This is a genomic window from Pedobacter sp. N36a, assembly GCF_014472395.1.
GTDB lineage: Bacteria > Bacteroidota > Bacteroidia > Sphingobacteriales > Sphingobacteriaceae > Pedobacter.
In genome coordinates, this window is record NZ_JACSZW010000015.1 from 13,850 (window position 1) to 34,814 (window position 20,965).

General features: G+C 36.8%; 9 protein-coding genes and 1 pseudogene. All 10 read left to right on the top strand.

Going from position 1 to position 20,965, the window contains the following annotated elements:
- Positions 1-2 precede the first annotated feature (2 nt).
- The 10 genes and pseudogenes from H9X96_RS21175 to H9X96_RS21225 all read left to right on the top strand — a co-directional run bounded on the left by H9X96_RS21175 (position 3) and on the right by H9X96_RS21225 (position 20,932).
- Entirely contained in the window at positions 3-1,061 is a 1,059-nt protein-coding gene (locus H9X96_RS21175; protein ID WP_187668207.1) for an AAA family ATPase, read from the top strand.
- A 9-nt stretch (positions 1,062-1,070) separates the two neighbouring features.
- Positions 1,071-2,717, top strand: coding sequence for a type I restriction-modification system subunit M (locus tag H9X96_RS21180; RefSeq protein WP_187668208.1), 1,647 nt, complete (start codon positions 1,071-1,073; stop codon positions 2,715-2,717).
- Positions 2,718-4,034: 1,317 nt separating this feature from the next.
- The gene (gene istA / locus H9X96_RS21185; RefSeq protein WP_187668209.1) at positions 4,035-5,585 is read left to right on the top strand and encodes an IS21 family transposase; all 1,551 of its coding nucleotides are present in this window, start codon (positions 4,035-4,037) and stop codon (positions 5,583-5,585) included.
- A gap of 70 nt (positions 5,586-5,655) precedes the next feature.
- Positions 5,656-6,393: an IS21-like element helper ATPase IstB gene (istB, locus tag H9X96_RS21190; protein ID WP_187668210.1), complete on the top strand. Its 738-nt coding sequence runs from the start codon at positions 5,656-5,658 to the stop codon at positions 6,391-6,393.
- Positions 6,394-6,910: 517 nt separating this feature from the next.
- Positions 6,911-7,469, top strand: a pseudogene (locus H9X96_RS23000) (transposase).
- Between the two features lie 238 nt (positions 7,470-7,707).
- A complete protein-coding gene (locus tag H9X96_RS21205) occupies positions 7,708-11,826 on the top strand; it encodes a two-component regulator propeller domain-containing protein (RefSeq protein WP_187668213.1) in 4,119 nt (1,372 codons plus the stop codon).
- A 208-nt stretch (positions 11,827-12,034) separates the two neighbouring features.
- Positions 12,035-14,878 (top strand): TIM-barrel domain-containing protein, encoded by a 2,844-nt coding sequence (locus H9X96_RS21210; RefSeq protein WP_187668214.1) that lies wholly within the window; start codon positions 12,035-12,037, stop codon positions 14,876-14,878.
- A 44-nt stretch (positions 14,879-14,922) separates the two neighbouring features.
- Positions 14,923-18,096, top strand: a complete 3,174-nt coding sequence (locus tag H9X96_RS21215) for a TonB-dependent receptor (protein WP_187668215.1) — start codon at positions 14,923-14,925, stop codon at positions 18,094-18,096.
- 16 nt (positions 18,097-18,112) lie between these two features.
- A complete protein-coding gene (locus H9X96_RS21220) occupies positions 18,113-19,696 on the top strand; it encodes a RagB/SusD family nutrient uptake outer membrane protein (RefSeq protein ID WP_187668216.1) in 1,584 nt (527 codons plus the stop codon).
- A 27-nt stretch (positions 19,697-19,723) separates the two neighbouring features.
- Entirely contained in the window at positions 19,724-20,932 is a 1,209-nt protein-coding gene (locus H9X96_RS21225) for a glycan-binding surface protein (RefSeq protein ID WP_187668217.1), read from the top strand.
- Positions 20,933-20,965 lie beyond the last annotated feature (33 nt).

Sequence of the window (20,965 nt, forward strand, 5' to 3'; positions counted from 1 at the left end):
GTATGAATGTATTAGAAGTAGCGAAAGAGCTTAAAGAAACAAAAGAAAATATTCTTCTTGTATATGCCTTTAATACAACTGGGAAAACTAGGCTTTCTGTTGGGTATAAAAATTTCACTAAATCAGAGAATGAAGGTAGCCATGCTGGAGTTTATTACAATGCTTATAGCGAAGATTTATTTGTATGGGAAAACGATGAAGAAAACAATAATGAAGGTATCTGTATTAATGTTAAACATAGTAGTTTAAGTCAATTTCATTCTTATATTGATGTAAAAGATGTTGAGGAAAAGTTAGCTCTGTATAATCCAAAATACAAATTTGATTTTAACCTTCATGATGATCCAGAAAGAGGAATTGAATCTATTACATTTTTTGTTGATGAAGAAACCAAATCACCTATAAAAATTTCTCGTGGAGAGGAAAGGATATTTGTATGGTGTTTTTTTCTAACTCTTTTTGAAATTGATGAGTGGTCAGGTACACAAGATTCTCATCTCTATATAGATGATCCTGTTTCAAGCATGGACGAACATAATATATTTATTACAGCAAATTCTATTTTTGATTTGATTGAAACACATTATTTGAAGAAGAGAATCATCATAACAACGCACCATATTGGTCTGTTCTCAATATTATTTGACAAACTTAAAAAAGGGGAAAAAAGTGGTAGATATAAAGAATTAACAAAACCTTATATTTTAAAACGCGAAAGTGATAAGTTGAATTTAGTAGGTTTAAATAAGGATGTGTTTTTATTTCATTTACATTTATTACAAACACTTGAAACAGCAATAAAAACAGAATTATTTGCTTTCCATTTTGTTTTGTTAAGACAATTACTTGAAAATATCGCTTCATTTTTAGGTGTTGGTCGTGTAGGATTTACACTAGAGCAAATAGGGATAAAAGATGTAGCAAAAACACAAGAGACTATTAACGCATTATCGCATAAAAATATTTACAAACAGGAGTTCAATAAAATGAATGAAGAAGATGAAAAAATTTTCAGACAAGTATTTCGAGGAATACAGGATAAATACAACTTTAAATATTAATTTTTAAAGATGACACAAAAGGAACAACAACAATTGGGTAAGACCCTTTGGGACATAGCGAACGATTTACGTGGAGCAATGAATGCGGATGATTTCCGTGACTACATGCTTTCTTTCTTATTTTTAAGGTATTTGTCTAGTAATTATGAAGAGGCCGCAAAAAAAGAATTAGGCTCAGATTATCCTGAAGTGAACTCAAAAATTGTATCTAAGTTTGGCGTATCAACACCACTTCAATTATGGTATGAAGGAAATTTTGATGATATTGAAGAGTTTGAAAAACAAATGAGAAGAAAAGTCCATTACGTGATAAAGCCACAATATTTGTGGAGTAATATTACCGAAATGGCAAGAACTCAAGATGATGAATTAACAGTAACCTTAGGTAATGGTTTTAAATATATTCAAGACGAATCTTTTGATAGTGCATTTCAAGGCTTGTTTTCTGAAATCAATTTGAATTCTGAAAAGTTAGGAAAAACATCTACAGATAGAAATGATAAACTTTGTAAAATAATTACGAAGATTGCTGAAGGTATTGCCGATTTTTCTACGGATTCTGATACCTTGGGAGATGCCTATGAATATTTGATTGGTCAATTTGCCGCAGGTTCTGGTAAAAAAGCGGGTGAATTTTATACACCTCAACAAATTTCAACTATATTATCTGAAATTGTAACCTTGGATAGCCAAGACCCAACAACAGGTAAAAAAGACAAACTAGACAAAGTTCTGGATTTTGCGTGTGGATCAGGTTCTTTATTGCTGAATGTGCGTAAACGAATTAAAGACAGTGGGGGGATTATCAACAAAATTTACGGTCAGGAAAAAAACATTACAACCTACAATCTTGCCCGAATGAATATGCTCTTGCATGGTATAAAAGATACAGAGTTCGAGATTTTCCACGGAGACACCTTGCTTAACCATTGGGATATATTGAATGAAATGAATCCTAGTAAAAAGATTGAATTTGATGCCATAGTAGCCAATCCTCCTTTTAGTTTACGTTGGGAACCTAATGATACATTGTCAGAAGATTTTCGCTTCAAAAGTCATGGTTTAGCACCTAAATCTGCTGCGGATTTTGCTTTCTTATTGCACGGTTTTCATTTCTTAGGAAAAGAAGGAACAATGGCAATTATTTTACCACATGGCGTTTTATTTCGTGGCGGAGCAGAAGAACGAATTCGTACAAAATTATTAAAAGATAACCATATTGACACGGTAATAGGTTTACCTTCTAATTTGTTCTATTCAACAGGTATTCCAGTTTGTATTTTGGTCTTAAAAAAGTGCAAGAAGCAAGATGATGTTTTGTTTATTAATGCTGCTGAACACTTTAAGCCAGGCAAAAAACAAAATACGCTGAGAGAAGGCGATGACGGAGAACCAAATGACATTCAAAAAATTGTAGAAACCTATCAGTTCAGACCCGAACATATTGAAAGATATGCTCGTAGAGTTTCAATGGAAGAAATCGAAAAAAATGGTTACAATCTAAATATCTCTCGTTATGTAAGTACATCAGAAGACGAAATTCAAATTGACTTGAAAGACGTTAACGCTAAATTGGTTTCAATTAACGAAAGCATCAAAGTAAATACAGATAAACACAACGAGTTTTTAAAAGAATTAGGCTTAAATAGCATTTAATTTTAGAAGCATTTGGATAAATAATAAACCCTCCAAACTTCGAGGGTTTGTTATTTATTCAAGATTTGTAACATCCTAGCCAGCTCAATATCCATTCTCGAAAAGGCAAACCATTTTTTGCCTAGGTCTTTCAGTGATGGAATAGAAGTATGAGGAGAAAATGTGGGAAATGTTAGATTTATATATAGCTATTTACAGTTTATGTATTGAAATGGCCCTGTCGGCGACATGTTGTCATTAATCCAATTTGAAAAAAAGTTGGATTAATGACAACATGTATTATATTATAAATCTTGGTTCTCGTTACAGACCGGTTCGAAATCCGAGGGTAACACCCATTTTATTTCCATCTATTGACTAACTTTTAATGGCGTGACCACCTAATAACCAATGCTCCTATTAGACTAAGAAGTAATATTACAAGAAAAGTGATGATAATATTTTGACGGAATCGGCTTGAATTATTTTGAGTATCTAGTTGTTCTTTTAATTTATTGAATTGCTCTCTTACATCTCTTTCAAGATAATCCGTTTTGCTGATTACATTTATTAAAGATGATTGTATCGATGCAACACTCGCATCCAGTTTATCCAGCCTTAATGGAAAATTTAAGTCATTTACAATTTTAATTGTTTCCGAAGCTGTCTTTTTGCTGGATTCATTTAATTCTTCTATTCCCTTGTCTAATTTCTTTTCAATCTTTTCTTGTATTTCGCTAATTTTTTCCGGAATTTTTTGTTTTTGAATGGTATTAGCGATTTCAGCATTGCTTTGAGCGCTTGTATTAATTGTTTTTTTAAGGTTTTCAAAATTTCCTAAAAAATCTACTTCAATAACCTGTTTAACCAGGCCACCTAGTTCTAAAACGGTTGCCTCACGTGTCTTTTTTATTTCTAGAATCGTATTTTTAACTGTATTCTCTATACTTTGCAGCCGCTCTGGGAAATCAATTTTTTCGACTTTCTCATGAAAGATCTTAATCTCACTAGTAAAAGACGAAATCTCTTCTGTTTTTGATTTGATTACCTGAATTAGTGTCTAATACGGTAGTCATTGGGCCAGTCATTACGCTGATACCGGGCCAACCATAACGGGAATCACTGGGCCAAAAAAATAACCACTATTACGGAGGTTATTGGGCCAAAAACCAACTTTTACGTGTAAGAACAAAATGGAGGTCACTGGGCCAATAGCTTGTTTTAGGAAACGGAGGTTACTGGGCTAAAATAGAACCGAAGTGCCTTCCTGAGAACGGAGGTCATTGGGCCACTTTTCATGATTTTTAATAGTCTTGTATCTGAAATATTAACAGGTACATGGCAGGACAAAGAATTGATATCATGGAATTACGCAGTTTAATCATCTTTAAACTAAAAGGTTTAAGTAACCGAAAGGTGGCAGATTATTTAAAAGTAAACCGTAAAACGGTAGACAGTTACACCAGTCGTTTTAAGGCGCTGAATCTTACTTATGAGGAGCTCATAGAACTGGAGGAGTCAGCCCTTAGAGATCTGTTTACCGAAAATAGCCAAACCGAAAAAGAACGCTATGAAGTATTGAGTACTCAGTTCTCAGACTTCCAAAAAGAACTACAGAAACCTGGAGGCACGTTACAAGAACTCTGGAAAGATTACTTTGAAAAGAACCCTCACGGATATAAATATACCCAGTTTGCCCTTCATTACCGGAATTGGAAAAACCGAAGCAGACATAGTGGTAAGCTGATCCATAAAGCCGGAGAAAAGCTTTTTATTGACTTCTGTGGCAAGAAGCCCTGGTATATTGACAAAACTACCGGAGAGCAGATTGAGGTGGAAGTATTTGTCGCTGTGCTTCCCTGCAGCCAGTATACTTTTGTTACCGCAGTTCCCTCTCAGAAACGAGAAGACCTGATCAGTTGCATGGAGTCGTGTTTGAGATGGATGGGTGGAGTTCCACAAGCGATTGTATCCGATAACCTGAAATCAGCCGTTAGTAAGGGTAGCAAATACGCTCCAGTAATCAATAAAACCTTTGCTGGCTTTGCCTTACATCATGGCTGTGTAGTGGATCCCGCTCGTCCGCACCACCCTCAAGATAAGGCATTGGTGGAGCGCAGTGTAGAGCTGGTTTATCAGCGCATCTATTATCATTTGCGTAAACACACCTATTTCAGCCTTAAAGACCTTAACCAAGCCATTGCGGAATTGCTGGAGGGCTATAATGATTACCTATTCTCCCACGGTGGCGGTAGCCGCAGAAGTTATTTCATTGATCTGGAAAGGCAATATCTTCAGGAACTCCCTTCGGGTTCTTACAGTATCCGTCAGTACAGGCGTGCTAAAGTCCAAAAGACGGCACACATCTACATGAGTGAAGACCGCAATTATTATAGCGTTCCCTATCGTTTTACGGGTATGTCCGTGGAGGTACAATACAATCAGGATAAGTTAGAGGTCTTTTATAACCATGACCGGATTGCCAGTCACGAAAGGAACTATAAAGCTGGGAATTACACGACCATAGCAGATCACATGCCTTCTTCGCATCAGGCTTATGGGCAATGGAGCCCTGAGTACTTTCAGGACCGTGCCCGTCAGGTAGGCCCATTTACACTGGCTTATGTTGAACGCTTATTGATCCAATATAACTATCCTGAAATCGCTTATAAACAGAGTCAGGGGATCTTATCTTTTGTCAAAACCTACAATAAGGAGCGTTTGGAGGGGGCGTGTGAACGGGCTTTAGCATACCATAAGGCTTCATACCGAACCATCGAAATGATACTAAAGAACAATCTGGATACAAAGGAGCAAGATCCAGAGGCTCAGTCCGGTCCTCCGATCCCGGAACATAGCAATATACGGGGTGCAAGTCATTACCAATAAATGGATTATGGAGCATGCTGACCCCGCCAGCCAATACACTTTTTTATTAAACAAATAACAACAACAAATTATGAACGAACACAACACTGTCGAAAAGATGCGCCGAATGCGCATGAATGCAATGGCAAGCCTTTACCATCGCAGCATCACTGAACACCTTTATCAGGATTATACCCTGGACGACTTCCTTTCCATGTTGATCGATACAGAATGGGAAAACCGGCAGAACCGAAATATTGAAAGTCTGATCCAACGCGCTGGCTTTAAACAAGTGGCTTCCGCCTCAGATATCGATTACCAGGCGCAAAGAGGGTTGGATAAAACAACCTTTGAAAGACTGTTAAGCCTTAACTTCCTCCATAAAAAAGAAAATCTGATTGTCACCGGTTCCAGTGGTTGCGGAAAAAGTTTTCTCGCTCAGAGTATAGGTGTTAAAGCCTGTCAGATGCTACACAGAACCTTGTACTACAATACTGCGCGGTTCTTTGATCTTGCTAAGCTGGCCAAATTGCAGGGCACTTACTATAAACTGATCAAGCGCATACAAAAAACCGAACTGCTTATACTGGATGACTTTGGGCTGGCCAACATTGACCAGCAGGCAAGAAATGTGTTGATGGATGTTATTGAAGAAAGACATGAAAGCTCCTCAACCATAATCGCTACACAAATACCAGTGGCAAGTTGGCATGGTTTAATAGGAGAAAGTACAGCTGCTGATGCGATACTGGATAGGGTTGTTTTCTCTTCGCATCGTATTGAATTGGAGGGGGAATCTTTCAGAAGAAAAAAACAGTTGAGCCATTAAAATTAAACCCTTATAATTGTATTGAAAAGTGGCCCGTTGATTACCGTAATGACTGGCCCGCTATCATCCGTTTTCACTGGCCCAGTAACGCCGTTATAGACAGAAAGTCAAAAAAGCAATATTGCATAGCCAAGGGGATGAATGTGGCTACATTTTATTATTGGTTTTCACGAAGTAGAGAAGCTGAATCAGGCATAGGCAAATTTATAGCGATTGATAAAGTCTCCCCTAGAAGCGAAATAGAGGTTATCTATCCTAATGGGGTTCGGTTGAAGGTAGAAAATGAGCTTGTTTGTTAATTATCATCAGAATGCCACCACTAATTCTCATTAAAAGAGGGTGTTTCACAAACTGTGTCAATAGTGTAACTTTAAACTATCGACATAAATATGGCAACACAAGAGGACTTTGATTTTGAGTCTTTAAAAAGGAAGCTATAGCTGGATTATACTCTGGCAAAAAGATGACCGGCAGCGATGGCGTGCTGGCACCAATGATGAAGCATTTTCTGGAATCCATGATGACCGCTGAGCTGGAGCATCATATTTCCGAGAGTAAGCTGGCTGATCATCCTAACCGTAAGAATGGTAAGAGTAAAAAGACCGTACGCAGCCTAAGTGCTGGTGAATTTGAGCTTGAGACCAGCGGTGACCGTTTAGGCACCTTCGAACCTAAGGTTGTTCCCAAACGCCAGTTGATCATTACCGAGGAACTGGAAGGTAATATTCTCTCGATGTATGCCATGGGTATGAGTACCCGGGCCATGCGGGATTACAGACAGTGTACTACCAGCGGTGCAGGAGTGGCGGAACCGTCCGCTTGAAGCGGTTTATCCATTTGTGTTCCTTGATTGTATGTTTTTCAAAGTCAGGGTAAATGGAGTGGTAGAAACCCCTGCAATCTACAATATCCTGGGAGTGGACATCGAAGGCAAAAAGGATGTCTTAGGTTTGTATACTTCTGAAAACGAGGTGGCCAAATTCTGGCTTTCGGTACTTACCGATCTTAAAAGTCGGGGTGTGGAAGCACACTCGAACAGTTTATCAATTGTTTTTATTCCTCAAGTTTTACAGTAAATAATGTCAAACTTCACGTAAAATCGTTACAGAAAAATCTAGTCATGGAGGGCTTCCGCTATCTTTTAACCACTTTAACTATGAAAAGCATGACTAACAATTAATCAGCATTTTATTAGAGTAGTGTCGTAAATTGAGTTAATATTTCTGCGGCTTGATCAGGGTTTCCAAAAGGAGATAATTCAAATCTTGGCGATTTTTTTTAACTTGCAATAACCATATCATAAAATGCTATAAAATGCGCTGTAAACTCTTTTGGTTTTTTTTCTTACTTTCAAAATTTGTCTTCCCGCAGCAAAATCAGTTTCAGTTTTCAAGCATTGATCTGTCTAATGGATTGTCTAGTAACCAAATCACTGCAATTTTTAAAGATAGCAATGGTTACATGTGGTTTGGTACTATGGCAGGTCTTAATCGCTATGATGGCTATCAAATAAAAACTTTTAAGCATAACACCAGAGATAAAAACTCTTTAAGCGATGATTTTATAAACAATATTTACGAGCTTCCCAATCATAGATTATTGATTGATACAAGAGCTGGGTTTAACATATACGACCTTGAACATGAGCGCTTTGACCAGAATGCTTTTTCATACTTGAAAAGCATAGGAATAAAGGCCCGAACGATTGTTGGGGTAAAAAAGGATAGGCTAGGTAATTTTTGGTTTAATGCGGGTGCTGAGGGGATATATGTGTATTTGTCAAAAACAAGTTCAGTACGGCATATTTCATGTAAAGGTGGTAAACCGGGTGAATTAGGGCTGGCGCCGATTTCAAATATTCAACTGGATTCTAAGGATGGAATGTGGGTGCTTCACATGGATAAGACCTTTGAGAAACTGAATATTAAAACGATGAAGATCGAACAAAAAATCACGTCGTTTAAGATAGATCAAAAAATTGATTATAAGCCCTTTAGATTTTTTATAGACCGAGATGCAGCTATTTTTATTTGGGCTTTTGATGTGCAAGATGGGGTTAGTTATTTTAACCCTACAACCAAAAAGACTATCTCCATGAGGAAAAAATCAGGAGGACTTAATAATGATCTCATAACCGGCATCATTGAAGACGAAAATGGACTTATCTGGATAGCTACTGACCATGGAGGGATTAATTTGCTTAATAAAAGTGATTTTTCAGTAGCTTATGTACTGAACAGGGAGGATGACTCCAAAAGTTTAAATCAGAACAGTATTGTAACGCTTTACAAAGATCCTAATGGCATCATCTGGATCGGGACATTTAAAAAAGGAATCAATTTTTACCATAAAAATATCATCAAATTCCCACTGTATAGACACTTTTCATCAAACCCACAGAGTTTGCCCTATGATGATGTAAATAGATTTGTTGAAGATCATGAAGGAAATCTTTGGATCGGGACCAATGGCAATGGGTTGATGTATTATAACATCAAAACAAAAAGATTTACGGTATATAGGCATCAACCCAGTAACCCCAATAGTTTAAGTAATGATATTATTGTAAGTCTTTTTATCGGTAGCGACAAAAAGTTGTGGATAGGAAGTTATTTTGGTGGTTTAGATTGCTTCGACGGAAAAACTTTTAAACATTATAAGCATCAGGCCAATAATAACAATACCATTGGCGATGATAGGGTTTGGGATATCTTGGAAGATGATGATCAATCTCTATGGATTGCTACATTAGGTGGCGGTATTGATGTGCTAAACAAAAAGAGCCAGCAATTTACCCACTATAAGGCTTACACAGGGGCCAATTCGGTTAGTTCAAATTACATCACTTCCTTATTTAAAGATCGAAGTGGTAATATCTGGATCGGTACTTCTACAGGCTTGGATTTTTGGGAAAAAGCAAGCAACAAATTTACTCATTTCAAACCAGATCCAAATCGAAAAAATGCGTTGAGTAATGGCGATGTGTATGATATATTAACGGATTCCTATGGATTTGTTTGGATTACAACCAGAGATGGTTTGAACAGATATGATCCTAAAACAAAGCAGTTTAAGGTTTTTAGGATAGAGGACGGCATAGCCGATAATTCTACCTTGAATTTAGTGGAAGACAGAAACGGGAATTTTTGGTTAAGTACCGCTAGAGGACTAACCTTTATCAAAGTAATAAAGGAAAAAGCAGGTTTTAATTATGTTTTTAGTAATTACGATCAGCAGGATGGTTTGCAGGGCAAAGAGTTTAATGTAAATGCAGCCTATATTACTAGTCAGGGACAATTGATTTTTGGAGGTGCAAATGGTCTTAATTTGTTCAAGCCAAATGACATCATATCTGATCAGATTAAGCCTAAAATAACTTTCTCTGATCTACAGATTGCCAATAGGAGTGTGGCAGTAGGCGAAGAAGTAAACGGAGCAGTTGTGCTGACAAAGGCATTGAACAGTATGGAGAAACTTGTGCTTAACCATCAACAAAATGTATTTTCAATAGAATTTACTGCACTTAATTTTTTTAACCCCGATAAAATTAAGTACAAGTATATGCTTGAAGGTTTTGATGAAAAATATCAGGAACTTTTAGATAAGGGCAGAAAGGTAACCTATACCAACTTAGATCCAGGAAATTACACATTCAAAGTGATGTCTACCAATTCGGCTGGCGATTGGATGCCCAATGAAAAGCAACTTTTTATTAAGGTTTTACCTCCCTTTTGGCGAAGCCCTTTAGCCTATATTTTTTATCTATTAATTATTGCAACCATACTCTATTTAGTAAGGAGGCGTGGAATAAACAAATTGAAGGCTGAATTTTCTATAGAACAGGAACGTCAAGAAGCAAAGCGAATGCATGATTTGGATGTGCTGAAGATTAAATTCCTGACCAATGTAAGTCATGAATTTCGGACTCCGCTTTCCCTTATCATCACACCTATGGAGAAACTCATTCGCCAAACCACTGATGAGCATAAAAAAGAGCAAATGAAAATGGTTCAGCGAAATAGTAGGCGCCTGTTGAATTTGGTTAATCAATTACTCGATTTTAGAAGGATGGAGGTTAAAGAACTCAAATTACAGGTCACCTCTGGTGATATTGTTGGGTTTGTAAAGGAACTTACTTTGTCGTTTACGGATATTGCTGAAAAGAAAAATATAGAATTACAGTTTGAGACAGACTTAAAAGGATTGGTAACACAGTTTGATCATGACAAAATAGAGCGAATTCTCTTTAACCTTTTATCCAATGCATTTAAATTTACTCCAGAGGGTGGGGCTGTTTATGTAAGGCTTAACACCCAAAAAAATACACCGAGCCAAACCTTTTTGGTACTTAAGGTAGAAGATACAGGTATAGGGATTGAAAGGAATAAAGTTGACCAGATCTTTGAACGTTTCTTTCAGAATGATGTACCTGGTTCTATGGTAAACCAAGGAAGTGGCATCGGTCTATCTATCACCAAGGAATTTGTGAATTTACATGGCGGAACAATTGAGGTAGAAAGTAAGCCAGATGAAGGATCTATTTTTACAGTAAGGTTACCTTTGGCCGATCGGGTAGAAGCGACTTCCGGTAAAGACCAAAAATTCATCGTTTCTTCAAAAAAGAGAACAAATACAGAATTGAGCTCAACTGCGCTATCAGGCAATGTAGCCAAAAAGCAGAGTTTATTGTTAATTGAAGATAATGAGGATTTTAGGTTTTATTTGAAGGATAACCTTAAAGAATATTACCATATCTACGAAGCCTCGAATGGAAAAGATGGTTGGCAGAAAATCCTTTCGGCACACCCCAACTTAGTGGTGAGCGATATCAGCATGCCAGAGATGAACGGAATAGACCTGTGCAGAAAGATTAAAGCTGATAAGCGTACTGCACACATACCAGTTATTTTATTAACCGCTTTAACCGCTGAAGAAACTCAGTTGGCCGGTCTGCAGATTGGCGCAAATGATTATGTAATGAAACCGTTTAATTTCGAAATGTTGCTCTCAAAGATCAACAACTTATTGGTTCAACAAGAGTCATTCAAAAAAACCTATCAAAAGCAGGTTGATGTAAATACTGTTCATGAAGATATAGAATCTGTTGATCAAAAATTCATGCGCCAATTATTAGTTGCACTTGAAAAGAATTTGTCGAATGCCGACTATTCTGTAGATCAACTTAGTAGCGAACTCCATATCAGTAGGGTTGGTTTGTATAAAAAGATGATGGTGCTAACGGGCAAATCGCCTATTGCTTTTATCAGATCTTACCGGCTTAAAAAAGGGGCTGCATTCCTGCTCAAGTCTCAGTTATCCATATCAGAAATTGCTTATGCTGTCGGTTTTAATAATCCAAAGTATTTTACAAAATACTTTAAAGATGAGTTCAACGACCTTCCTTCTGTCTATAAACAGCAGCATTCAGATTAAAAACACGTTTTAAAAGGTGTTTAAGCAAGTATTTTTGATGGATTTTTAGTTGGTTAACATATGCATACCCAATTGTAAACATTTGCGTACCAAATTGCAGATCTGAACCAATTAGTTTTAACATACAAATAATTAACCAAATATGATCCTCAAGTCAATGATGAAACTTCAAACGAAGTATGCTCATTAATTTGAAAAACTTACCTGTATGTTTAAAAAATATTATCTATTTCTTCTAGCTTTTCTTTTTCAGATTTTTCCGATTTTAACTTTTGCCCAGCAATCAATATACAAACGTATCGGAAATGGTATTGTATTACAGATAAATGCTCCACTTTCAAATATTGGTCGGCAGATTAAGCTTGAAGTAGTTGCCCCCCAAATTTTTCATGTTACGGTAAGCCCAAATCAACTATTTGCTAATCAACAAAGTTTGATGGTTGTTGATACGAATAGGTCTATTACAAAATGGTCTTTAACCGAAACTAAAACAGCAGTTTCAATACACACCGATTCAATTTCTGCAACTATAGATCTTGTTACTGGTCGTATCAGTTACCATAAAAAAAACGGCGAGCTTATTTTGGGCGAAAAGGCAAATGGACGTTCTTTCGTTGCAGTTTCAAATAGTGGCGAGCCTTCCTATCAATTAATGCAGGCATTTAATTCGTCGCCAGAGGAGGCGATTTATGGATTAGGACAACATCAGGATGATATGATGAACTATAAAGGAAAACAGGTGCTATTGCTTCAAAACAATACCGATGTGGCCATTCCATTTTTACTATCTAACCAAAACTATGGCATACTTTGGGATAATTATTCGATAACAAAAGTTGGAGACACCAGAACTTATCAGCCATTATCTAGTCTAAAACTATTTTCTACTGATGGAAATTCCGGGTGGTTAACTGCAAGTTATGAAGATACGCCTTCAAAAACTGTTTTTCAGCAAAGAGCCGAATCTGACATTGATTACTCCTTCTTAAGTGATATGAAAAAATTTCCGGAGGGATATAAATTAGAGGATGGTTTAGTGAAATGGGAAGGAAAAATTTCATCTGGCTACACGGGTGTTCATAATTTCCAAGTAAAATATGCTGGCTACATCAAAATTTGGATCGATGGCAAATTATTAGTTGACAAATGGAGACAAGCCTGGAATCCTGGCAGTGCAGTGGTTGGTGCAGAAATGATAAAAGATAAAAAATATGACTTTAAGATACAATGGGTTCCCGATGGTAGTGAATCTTACTTATCATTAAAATGTCTGATGCCTATTCCTGTTGAAGAAAAAAATCAGTATGCTTTTCTGTCAGAATCTGGTGATCAGATCGATTATTATTTTCTTGCAGGAAAAAATGCAGATGAGGTAATTGGTGGATATCGTAAACTTACTGGAAAGGCAACGCTGATGCCGAAATGGGCAATGGGCTTTTGGCAAAGTAGAGAGCGTTATAAAACGCAAGACGAATTGTTGGGTGTGGTTAAAGCTTTCAGGGATCGTGAAATTCCACTTGACAATATTGTGCTTGATTGGCAATATTGGAAACTAGACGATTGGGGTTCGCATGAATTTGATTCGGATAGATTTCCAGATGCAAACGGTATGATTAAACAATTGCATGATACCTATCATACCAAGCTGATGATCTCGGTTTGGCCAAAATTTTATACTGGTAATAGCAATTACGATTATATGAACAAAAACGGTTGGCTTTACCCACGAAACGTCGTGAACAAACAGAAAGATTGGCTTGGATTCACCTCAACATTTTATGACGCCTTTAATCCGTCGGCTCGTAAAGCATTTTGGGATTTGATGAACAAGAAACTGTATAGCAAGGGTATTGATGCATGGTGGATGGATGCTACTGAGCCAGATGTGCACTCCAACCTGCCTATAGAATCACGTAAAGAATTAATGAGTCCAACATTTTTAGGTTCTTCAACCAAATACTTCAACGCCTTCCCTCTTCAAAACTCAAAAGGTGTTTACGAAGGCCAACGACTAACTAATCCAAATGATCGTGTTTTTATCCTAACAAGATCAGCGTATGGTGGCTTGCAAAGGTATGCAGCTGCAACTTGGAGTGGTGATATTGCCTCAAGATGGGAAGATATGAAATCTCAGATTTCGGCAGGGGTTAATTTTTCATTATCTGGTTTGCCTTACTGGACAATGGATGTAGGAGGTTTCTCAGTTGAAAAACGTTATGAGAAACCAAATCAAACTGATCTTGCTGAATGGAGGGAACTCAACACCAGGTGGTATCAGTTTGGTGCTTTTGTGCCCTTGTTCAGGTCGCATGGACAATTTCCTTTCCGAGAAATTTATAATATCGCACCTGAAAGTCATCCCGCCTATAAAAGCATGGTTTTTTATAATAAGTTAAGGTATCGGTTAATGCCATATATCTATTCTCTGGCTGGCAATTCTTTTCATAAAGATGGTACCATCATGCGTGGATTAATGATGGATTTCAGTGCTGACAAAGCGGTGAACAATATTAATGATCAGTATATGTTCGGATCATCCTTATTGATCAATCCTGTGTACAAATATAAAGCTACCTCAAGAGAGTTGTATTTACCTAGCGGAACAGGCTGGTATCAACTTTATGATGGTAAATATTTTGAAGGTGGCCAGACCATTAATGCCAAAGCACCGTATGAAATTATGCCTATATACGTAAAAGAAGGGTCTATTGTTCCTTTTGGTCCTGAAATTCAATATACAGATGAAAAACCTGCCGATACGCTAACTCTATTTGTTTACGGCGGTAAAGACGCATCTTTTACATTGTATGAGGATGAAGGCGTAAACTACAACTACGAGAAAGGTGCATTTTCTACCATTAAAATGGATTATTCGGAAAGTACCAGATCATTAACTATTCAAAATCGGCAAGGAAGCTATAGTGGAATGATAGCCAAGCGTACTTTTAAAGTAATATTAATCGATTCAAAACATCCCAAAGCATTAGAATTCAATCAAAAAATTACGAAAACAATTTATTACTCTGGAAATCAAATTACAACCAAATTATAAACAAATCAATCAAACATGAACAAATCATTTACAAACTTAAAACAATGAGGAAAATTATTATTTACAACAAGACGCGTGTTGTACTGGTCATATTTTCTATGCTTATGGTCATTAGTGTCTTAAGTTATGCACAGCAAGCTACGTTGCGCACTATTAGTGGAAAAGTAACTAGTGAAGGCAACAGTAAAGAGGGTTTACCTGGGGTAAATGTTTCTTTGAAAGGTAAAAACAACCAATTAACCATAACAGATGCATCTGGAAATTTTAACGTTAAGGTAGCCACTGGCGACGTATTAGTTTTTAGCTACATCGGTTATCAACCCAAAGAAGCTGTGGTTGTAGCAGGGCAAGATATTGTAAACATTAGCTTAGCTAATTCTATTAATAACTTAAATGATGTGGTAATTGTAGGTTACGGAACTGCATTGCGTAAAGATGTAACAGGCTCAATATCGTCTATAAAAGCAGATGATATCGCTAAATCTGCTGCTACTACCTTTGATCAAGCATTACAAGGTAGAGTTGCAGGTGTAGTTGTCAATACCAATTCGGGTCAACCGGGCGGAGGTATATCGGTTCAAATACGTGGTATTTCTACATTGGGAGCTAATCAAGAACCACTATATGTTATTGATGGGGTTTTTTATGGAGGTGATGTAAATGGTGCAATTTTTACTGGTGGAAGTCCTACTACAAATCCTTTAGCCACAATTTCTCCTTCTGATATTGAAAGTATTGATATATTAAAAGATGCTTCGGCAACTGCAATTTATGGTAGCCAGGCTAGTAATGGTGTAGTTATCGTAACTACTAAAAAGGGTAAATCTGGTCCTCCAAAAATTAATTTTGATATGTCTTATGGGATTCAAGAATTACCAAGATATTTACCAGTAATGGAGTTGCCAGAATATGCTGCATTTAGAAATGTGCGTGATGTTCAAAATTTTGCTATTCCAAATCCATTATTTGCAGATCCTTCTGTTTTAGGTCCGGGTACAAATTGGCAAGAAGCAATTTTTGGCACTGCACCTGTTCAAAATTACAATATCTCGCTTAATGGGGGCGATGCCCGTACAACTTATGGCTTAAACTTTGGTCACTTAAATCAAGATGGTATTGCCATTAAATCTGATTTTAAAAGATATAATGTTAGGCTAAATTTAGAAACTAAAGTTGCCAGCTGGTTAAAAGTTGCCACTAACATTTCTGGTAATCGTATCAATGAAAACATCAATAACCAGGACGGTAATCTTGTTCAGCTTGCTATAAGACAATCGCCAGACATAGCGGTAAGAAACCCTGATGGTACTTATGGTGGCCCGTCTAGTGCATTATTTACCTTAACCAATCCGTTTGCGTTAACAGAGATTAATACAAATACCAGAACCAGAAGTGAGGTTTATGGAAGTGCTTATGCAGATATTACCTTTTTGAAAGATTTTGTATTTCGCAACGAGATAGCTATCAACTATAATTACGGACAAATTGTTCAATTTGAGCCTTCTTACCAATTCGGACAGTTTCCGAAGGCAGTAAGTTTTAGTAGAAGAGGAAGTACAGCTTATAGCCAAAACACATTTAGAAGTTATTTAAGCTATAATCATACATTTGCCAAACGCTATAAAGTTAATGGTACTTTAGGACATGAATCTCGCTTAAACACAAGTTCTTATGTTGATGCAACCGCGTCAGGCTTTTTTCAAAATGTAATATCCGAACTTAATTTGGGAGATCCAGCAAAAGCTACATCTACAAGTGGTAAGGGGCAGCAAGCTATAGATTCGTATTACGCTAGGTTTAACCTAACTTATAACGATAAATACATTTTTACCCCAACTTTTAGGTACGATGGTTCATCTAAATTTGCACCTGGTAACCGATGGAATTTTACCTATGCTTTTGCACTTGCATATCGTTTAAAAGAAGAAAAATTCTTAAAATCAGTTGATTTTATTAGCGATTTAAAATTGAGGCTGGGCTATGGTTTGGTTAATAATCAAAACATAGGAGATTATGTTTATGGAACGTCTTATCGTACAACGCAAACTGCACTTGGTTTAGGTGTTTTGTTAGATAATGTGCCCAATCCTAATGCCAAATGGGAAACCACAAAATCATCTAATATTGGTATTGATGCAGGTTTCTTTAACAACAGATTACAGTTTACCGTTGATGGATATTATAAAAATACTTCAGATCTGTTAAATAGCTTATCGCTTCCGTTGTATTCTGGTACAACACCACAAGATCAATTTACGGTTGCCAAACTCAATGCACCCACGAAAAATATTGGGTCCATCGTAAATAAGGGTTTAGAATTTAGTATCAATTCTGTTAATTTAAAATCTAAAGATTTCAACTGGACAACCAATATCACTTTGTCTAGAAACATGAATAAGGTAACCTCTCTAATTACAAAGGATACCAATTTGCCTCAATACTTGGGTACTGATATTGTTCAACAGGTTAGCGTTGGTCGATCAATTGGCGAATTTTATGGATACATCGCCGAAGGCGTATTTAGGGATGGAGCAGATTTAACCAATCATGCAAACCAAGGTGCCATTGGCGTTAATGGCGTTTGGGTCGGAGATATTAAATTCAGGGATGTTAATGGAGACGGAATAATTGATAACAAAGACCAAACTTATTTGGGTTCTCCGCTTCCTAATTTTCAATATGGTTTTACCAATACTTTTAAATACAAACAGTTTGATTTAACCGTGTTTTTTAATGGAAATTATGGAAACAAAATCTTTAACCAGTTAAAAAGAACAAATGAAGATTTGCAGAGCGGTTTTGGCTTGCTACAGTCTGTAAATAATTATGCTCGCTTGGCCTTAACAGATCCTACTGGGAGCGCTACAGACGTAAATAATGTTTTCGTAACCAATCCTGATACCCAAGTCCCAAGGATTTCAACTTCAACGTTAAATAACAATAACAGGGTATCAACAAGATACATTGAAGATGGTTCTTACTTGCGTCTTAAAAATTTAGTACTTGGCTATAGTTTGCCAAATAAAATGACGCAAAAAATAAAAATTGGATACTTAAGGGTGTATGGAAACATCACCAACTTATTTACTATAACAGACTATACTGGCTATGATCCAGAAGTAGGTTCGCGTTTTCAAAGTGCACAATCTGCTGGGGTAGATAATGGTAGATATCCATCTTCTAGAACATACACATTTGGTATTTACGCAGGCTTTTAATTTTAATATATTAGAGATGAAAAATAAAAAATATTTGATAATTGCCTTATCACTTGTGTTAATTACATTTTCTGGATGTAAAAAGAGCTTTTTGGATAGAGCTCCGCTAGATAAGGTGACCTTAGAAAGCTTCTTTAAATCGGAAACAGATCTTAGATTGGTAACTGGTGCATTGTATGGTACGCCATGGTTCGATTTTAACGATAAAGCTGTTATTGCACTTGGTGATGCATTGGCGGGAAATTTGTCTCGTACCAACTGGATAGCTTATTCTACGTTTGCTGTTAACAGCAGCGATCCGCGGATTAACGAGGCGTGGCGCTCTCTATACAAAATAATTGCCTACGCTAACCTCAATATCATTTATATCGAGAAAAATACAGATCCATCAGTTAGTGCTGCAGCAAAAAATAGTGCCATAGCCGAACTTCGCTTTTTGAGAGGGTCAGCTTACTTTTATTTGGTTCAATATTTTGGAGAAGTACCTATAATTACCGACAATAGGGAACTAGCAGAGCAACCACAAATTAATAAACACTTAGTTAAAGATGTTTACAGATTTGTAATTGACGATATGAAGTTTGCTGCTGCCAGTTTGCGCAGTACAGCTGATAAAGGAAGGGTAAATGCGTGGTCGGCAAAAGGGATGTTAGCTAAAATTTATTTAACTAGATCAGGCCTTACAGAAGAAGGTGTAGGTACAGGAAATGGCTTAAGAAACCAAGCATTACTAGATAGTGCAAAAAAATATGCAGGTGATGTGTGTTTGAATAGTGGTTTAAAGCTATTGCCAAACTATGCTGATTTATTTAAAATAGAAAACAACAACAACGAAGAAAGCCTTTTTGCGTTGCAATTTATCGCCAGCCCAATAGCTTACGGACTTGGAAATAGTACACAAGGTTATTTTGCTGCAGAAGGCAGAATTACAAATGCTGGTGATGGTTTTGGAGCTGCTAACTCGCCAAGTATAGATATTTATAATAAATATGATGTAAAAGATACCAGACGTAAAGCAACTTTTATGCAAAATGGAGATTTATATACTGAATTGTTGAAAAAAGAAGGAGGTTATAGAGTTACAGATATTACACCACACGTAAAAAAATATGTAGTAGGTACAAACGAAGATAATCCTGGGCAGGTATATTTTCTATCTACAAGTTCGGCTGCTTACATGCTAAGGCTAGCAGATGTTTACTTAATTTATGTGGAGGCAATTTTAGGCAATAACAGTCTATCTGCTGATGCTGATGCGGTTAGATATTATAATTTAGTTAGGGCTAGGGCAGGTTTAGACGTTAAGGTAGCACCCATTGCAAAAGCTGATGTTTTAATAGATAGGCAATTAGAACTTGCCATGGAAGGTCAATATTGGTTTGATTTGTTAAGGGAATATAATATTAATGCTTCTCAAACTATCAATAAAATTTCATTACAAAATAGAGGTCGTTTAACATATAATGCGGCAACTAACGTACGAACCAATGAGCCCCAGTTTTCTATCCCTACAGCTGAGTCATTCAAATTGCCTATACCTGCAGCAGATATAACCACTAATCCGTTGTTAAGTCAGCCTGCTGTGGCTTACTATAAATAAAATAAGCTCATCATTAATAAATAAATAATGAAAAAGATCTTTAAATATCAATCTGGCTTATTTATCATGCTATGCGTGTTTATGATAGCCATTCAATCGTCTTGTAAAAAACAAGACAATGAAAAACCACCAGTAATTGAAAGAATTAGGGCAATTGCTCCCGCACCAAACGATTCTACTTTAACTAAAGTAGGCTCTGGGCAGAACGTAGTTATACAAGGGGCTAATCTAAAATCAGTTTCGGCTGTATATTTTAGTGGTTTTCCGGCAACATTTAATGCTGCATTAGTTGGGGATAATAATTTTGTGGTAACTGTACCATCCATATTATTTTCTAATATCCCACAAGGACAAGAAAACACCATTCGTTTGGTAAGCAAATACGGAGAAACAACTTTTAAATTTCCAGTTTCACCACCGCCTCCTATAGTTACTTCGGTAAGTAATGAATACACTTTACCAGGTCAAACCATGACAATTTATGGTCAGTATCTTTATCTGATAACTAACATTACTTTTCCGGGTGGAGAAGGGACAAACATTGTTTCAAGACCAGATGGAACATCTTGTACTGTAACCGTTCCAACAACTGCAACATCAGGTGATATTATTCTGAAAACACAGGGTGGAACGACCAAATATAGTACATACAACGACCATGTTACGGGAATGCTTTGTAATTTCGATAATGTAAATACCTACGTATTTGGCAGCTCAAGAACAAATGACCAAGCACTCTATCCTGGAGCTCAGGGATTTTACGGTAGGATGTTTACAGGGCCAATTTCGGCATTTAGTTATAATCAGTCAGATAACCGATCAATTAATTTAAGTGCAGTACAATGGGTGCCACAAGCTAATTTACAAGATCCAGTAAGTAGTTATGTACTCAAGTTTGAAATTTTTGTTAAAGAGCCTTGGGGCGGTGGAACAATAATGATTCGCAGAGATGAAAGTAGTTGGTTATATCTGGCCCGTTACGAACCTTGGAAAGCAACAGTGCCGATACCTTTTAGCTCAAGCCAATGGTACACCGTAACCATTCCTTTAACTCAGTTTAAAACTAAAACTAATAATGGGGAAGGAACTGGTAACTCGGTGCCAACATTAGCCGATTTAACCAATAGCACAGGTAGAAGGCCAATGGTCTTTATGTACATCAATGATACAGCTACACCAGTTGCCACCAGGTTTGATGTTGGGATTGACAACATTAGAATAGTAAAAGCAAATTGATAAGAAAAAGGTTATAGGTTTTTTATCACAGCC

Excerpts from the sequence above, each read along its gene's own strand:
- H9X96_RS21175 (WP_187668207.1), top strand. The coding sequence starts at position 3 with ATGAATGTATTAGAAGTAGCGAAAGAGCTTAAAGAAACAAAAGAAAAT.
- H9X96_RS21180 (WP_187668208.1), top strand. The coding sequence starts at position 1,071 with ATGACACAAAAGGAACAACAACAATTGGGTAAGACCCTTTGGGACATA.
- istA (WP_187668209.1), top strand. The coding sequence starts at position 4,035 with ATGGCAGGACAAAGAATTGATATCATGGAATTACGCAGTTTAATCATC.
- istB (WP_187668210.1), top strand. The coding sequence starts at position 5,656 with ATGAACGAACACAACACTGTCGAAAAGATGCGCCGAATGCGCATGAAT.
- H9X96_RS21205 (WP_187668213.1), top strand. The coding sequence starts at position 7,708 with ATGCGCTGTAAACTCTTTTGGTTTTTTTTCTTACTTTCAAAATTTGTC.
- H9X96_RS21210 (WP_187668214.1), top strand. The coding sequence starts at position 12,035 with ATGTTTAAAAAATATTATCTATTTCTTCTAGCTTTTCTTTTTCAGATT.
- H9X96_RS21215 (WP_187668215.1), top strand. The coding sequence starts at position 14,923 with ATGAGGAAAATTATTATTTACAACAAGACGCGTGTTGTACTGGTCATA.
- H9X96_RS21220 (WP_187668216.1), top strand. The coding sequence starts at position 18,113 with ATGAAAAATAAAAAATATTTGATAATTGCCTTATCACTTGTGTTAATT.
- H9X96_RS21225 (WP_187668217.1), top strand. The coding sequence starts at position 19,724 with ATGAAAAAGATCTTTAAATATCAATCTGGCTTATTTATCATGCTATGC.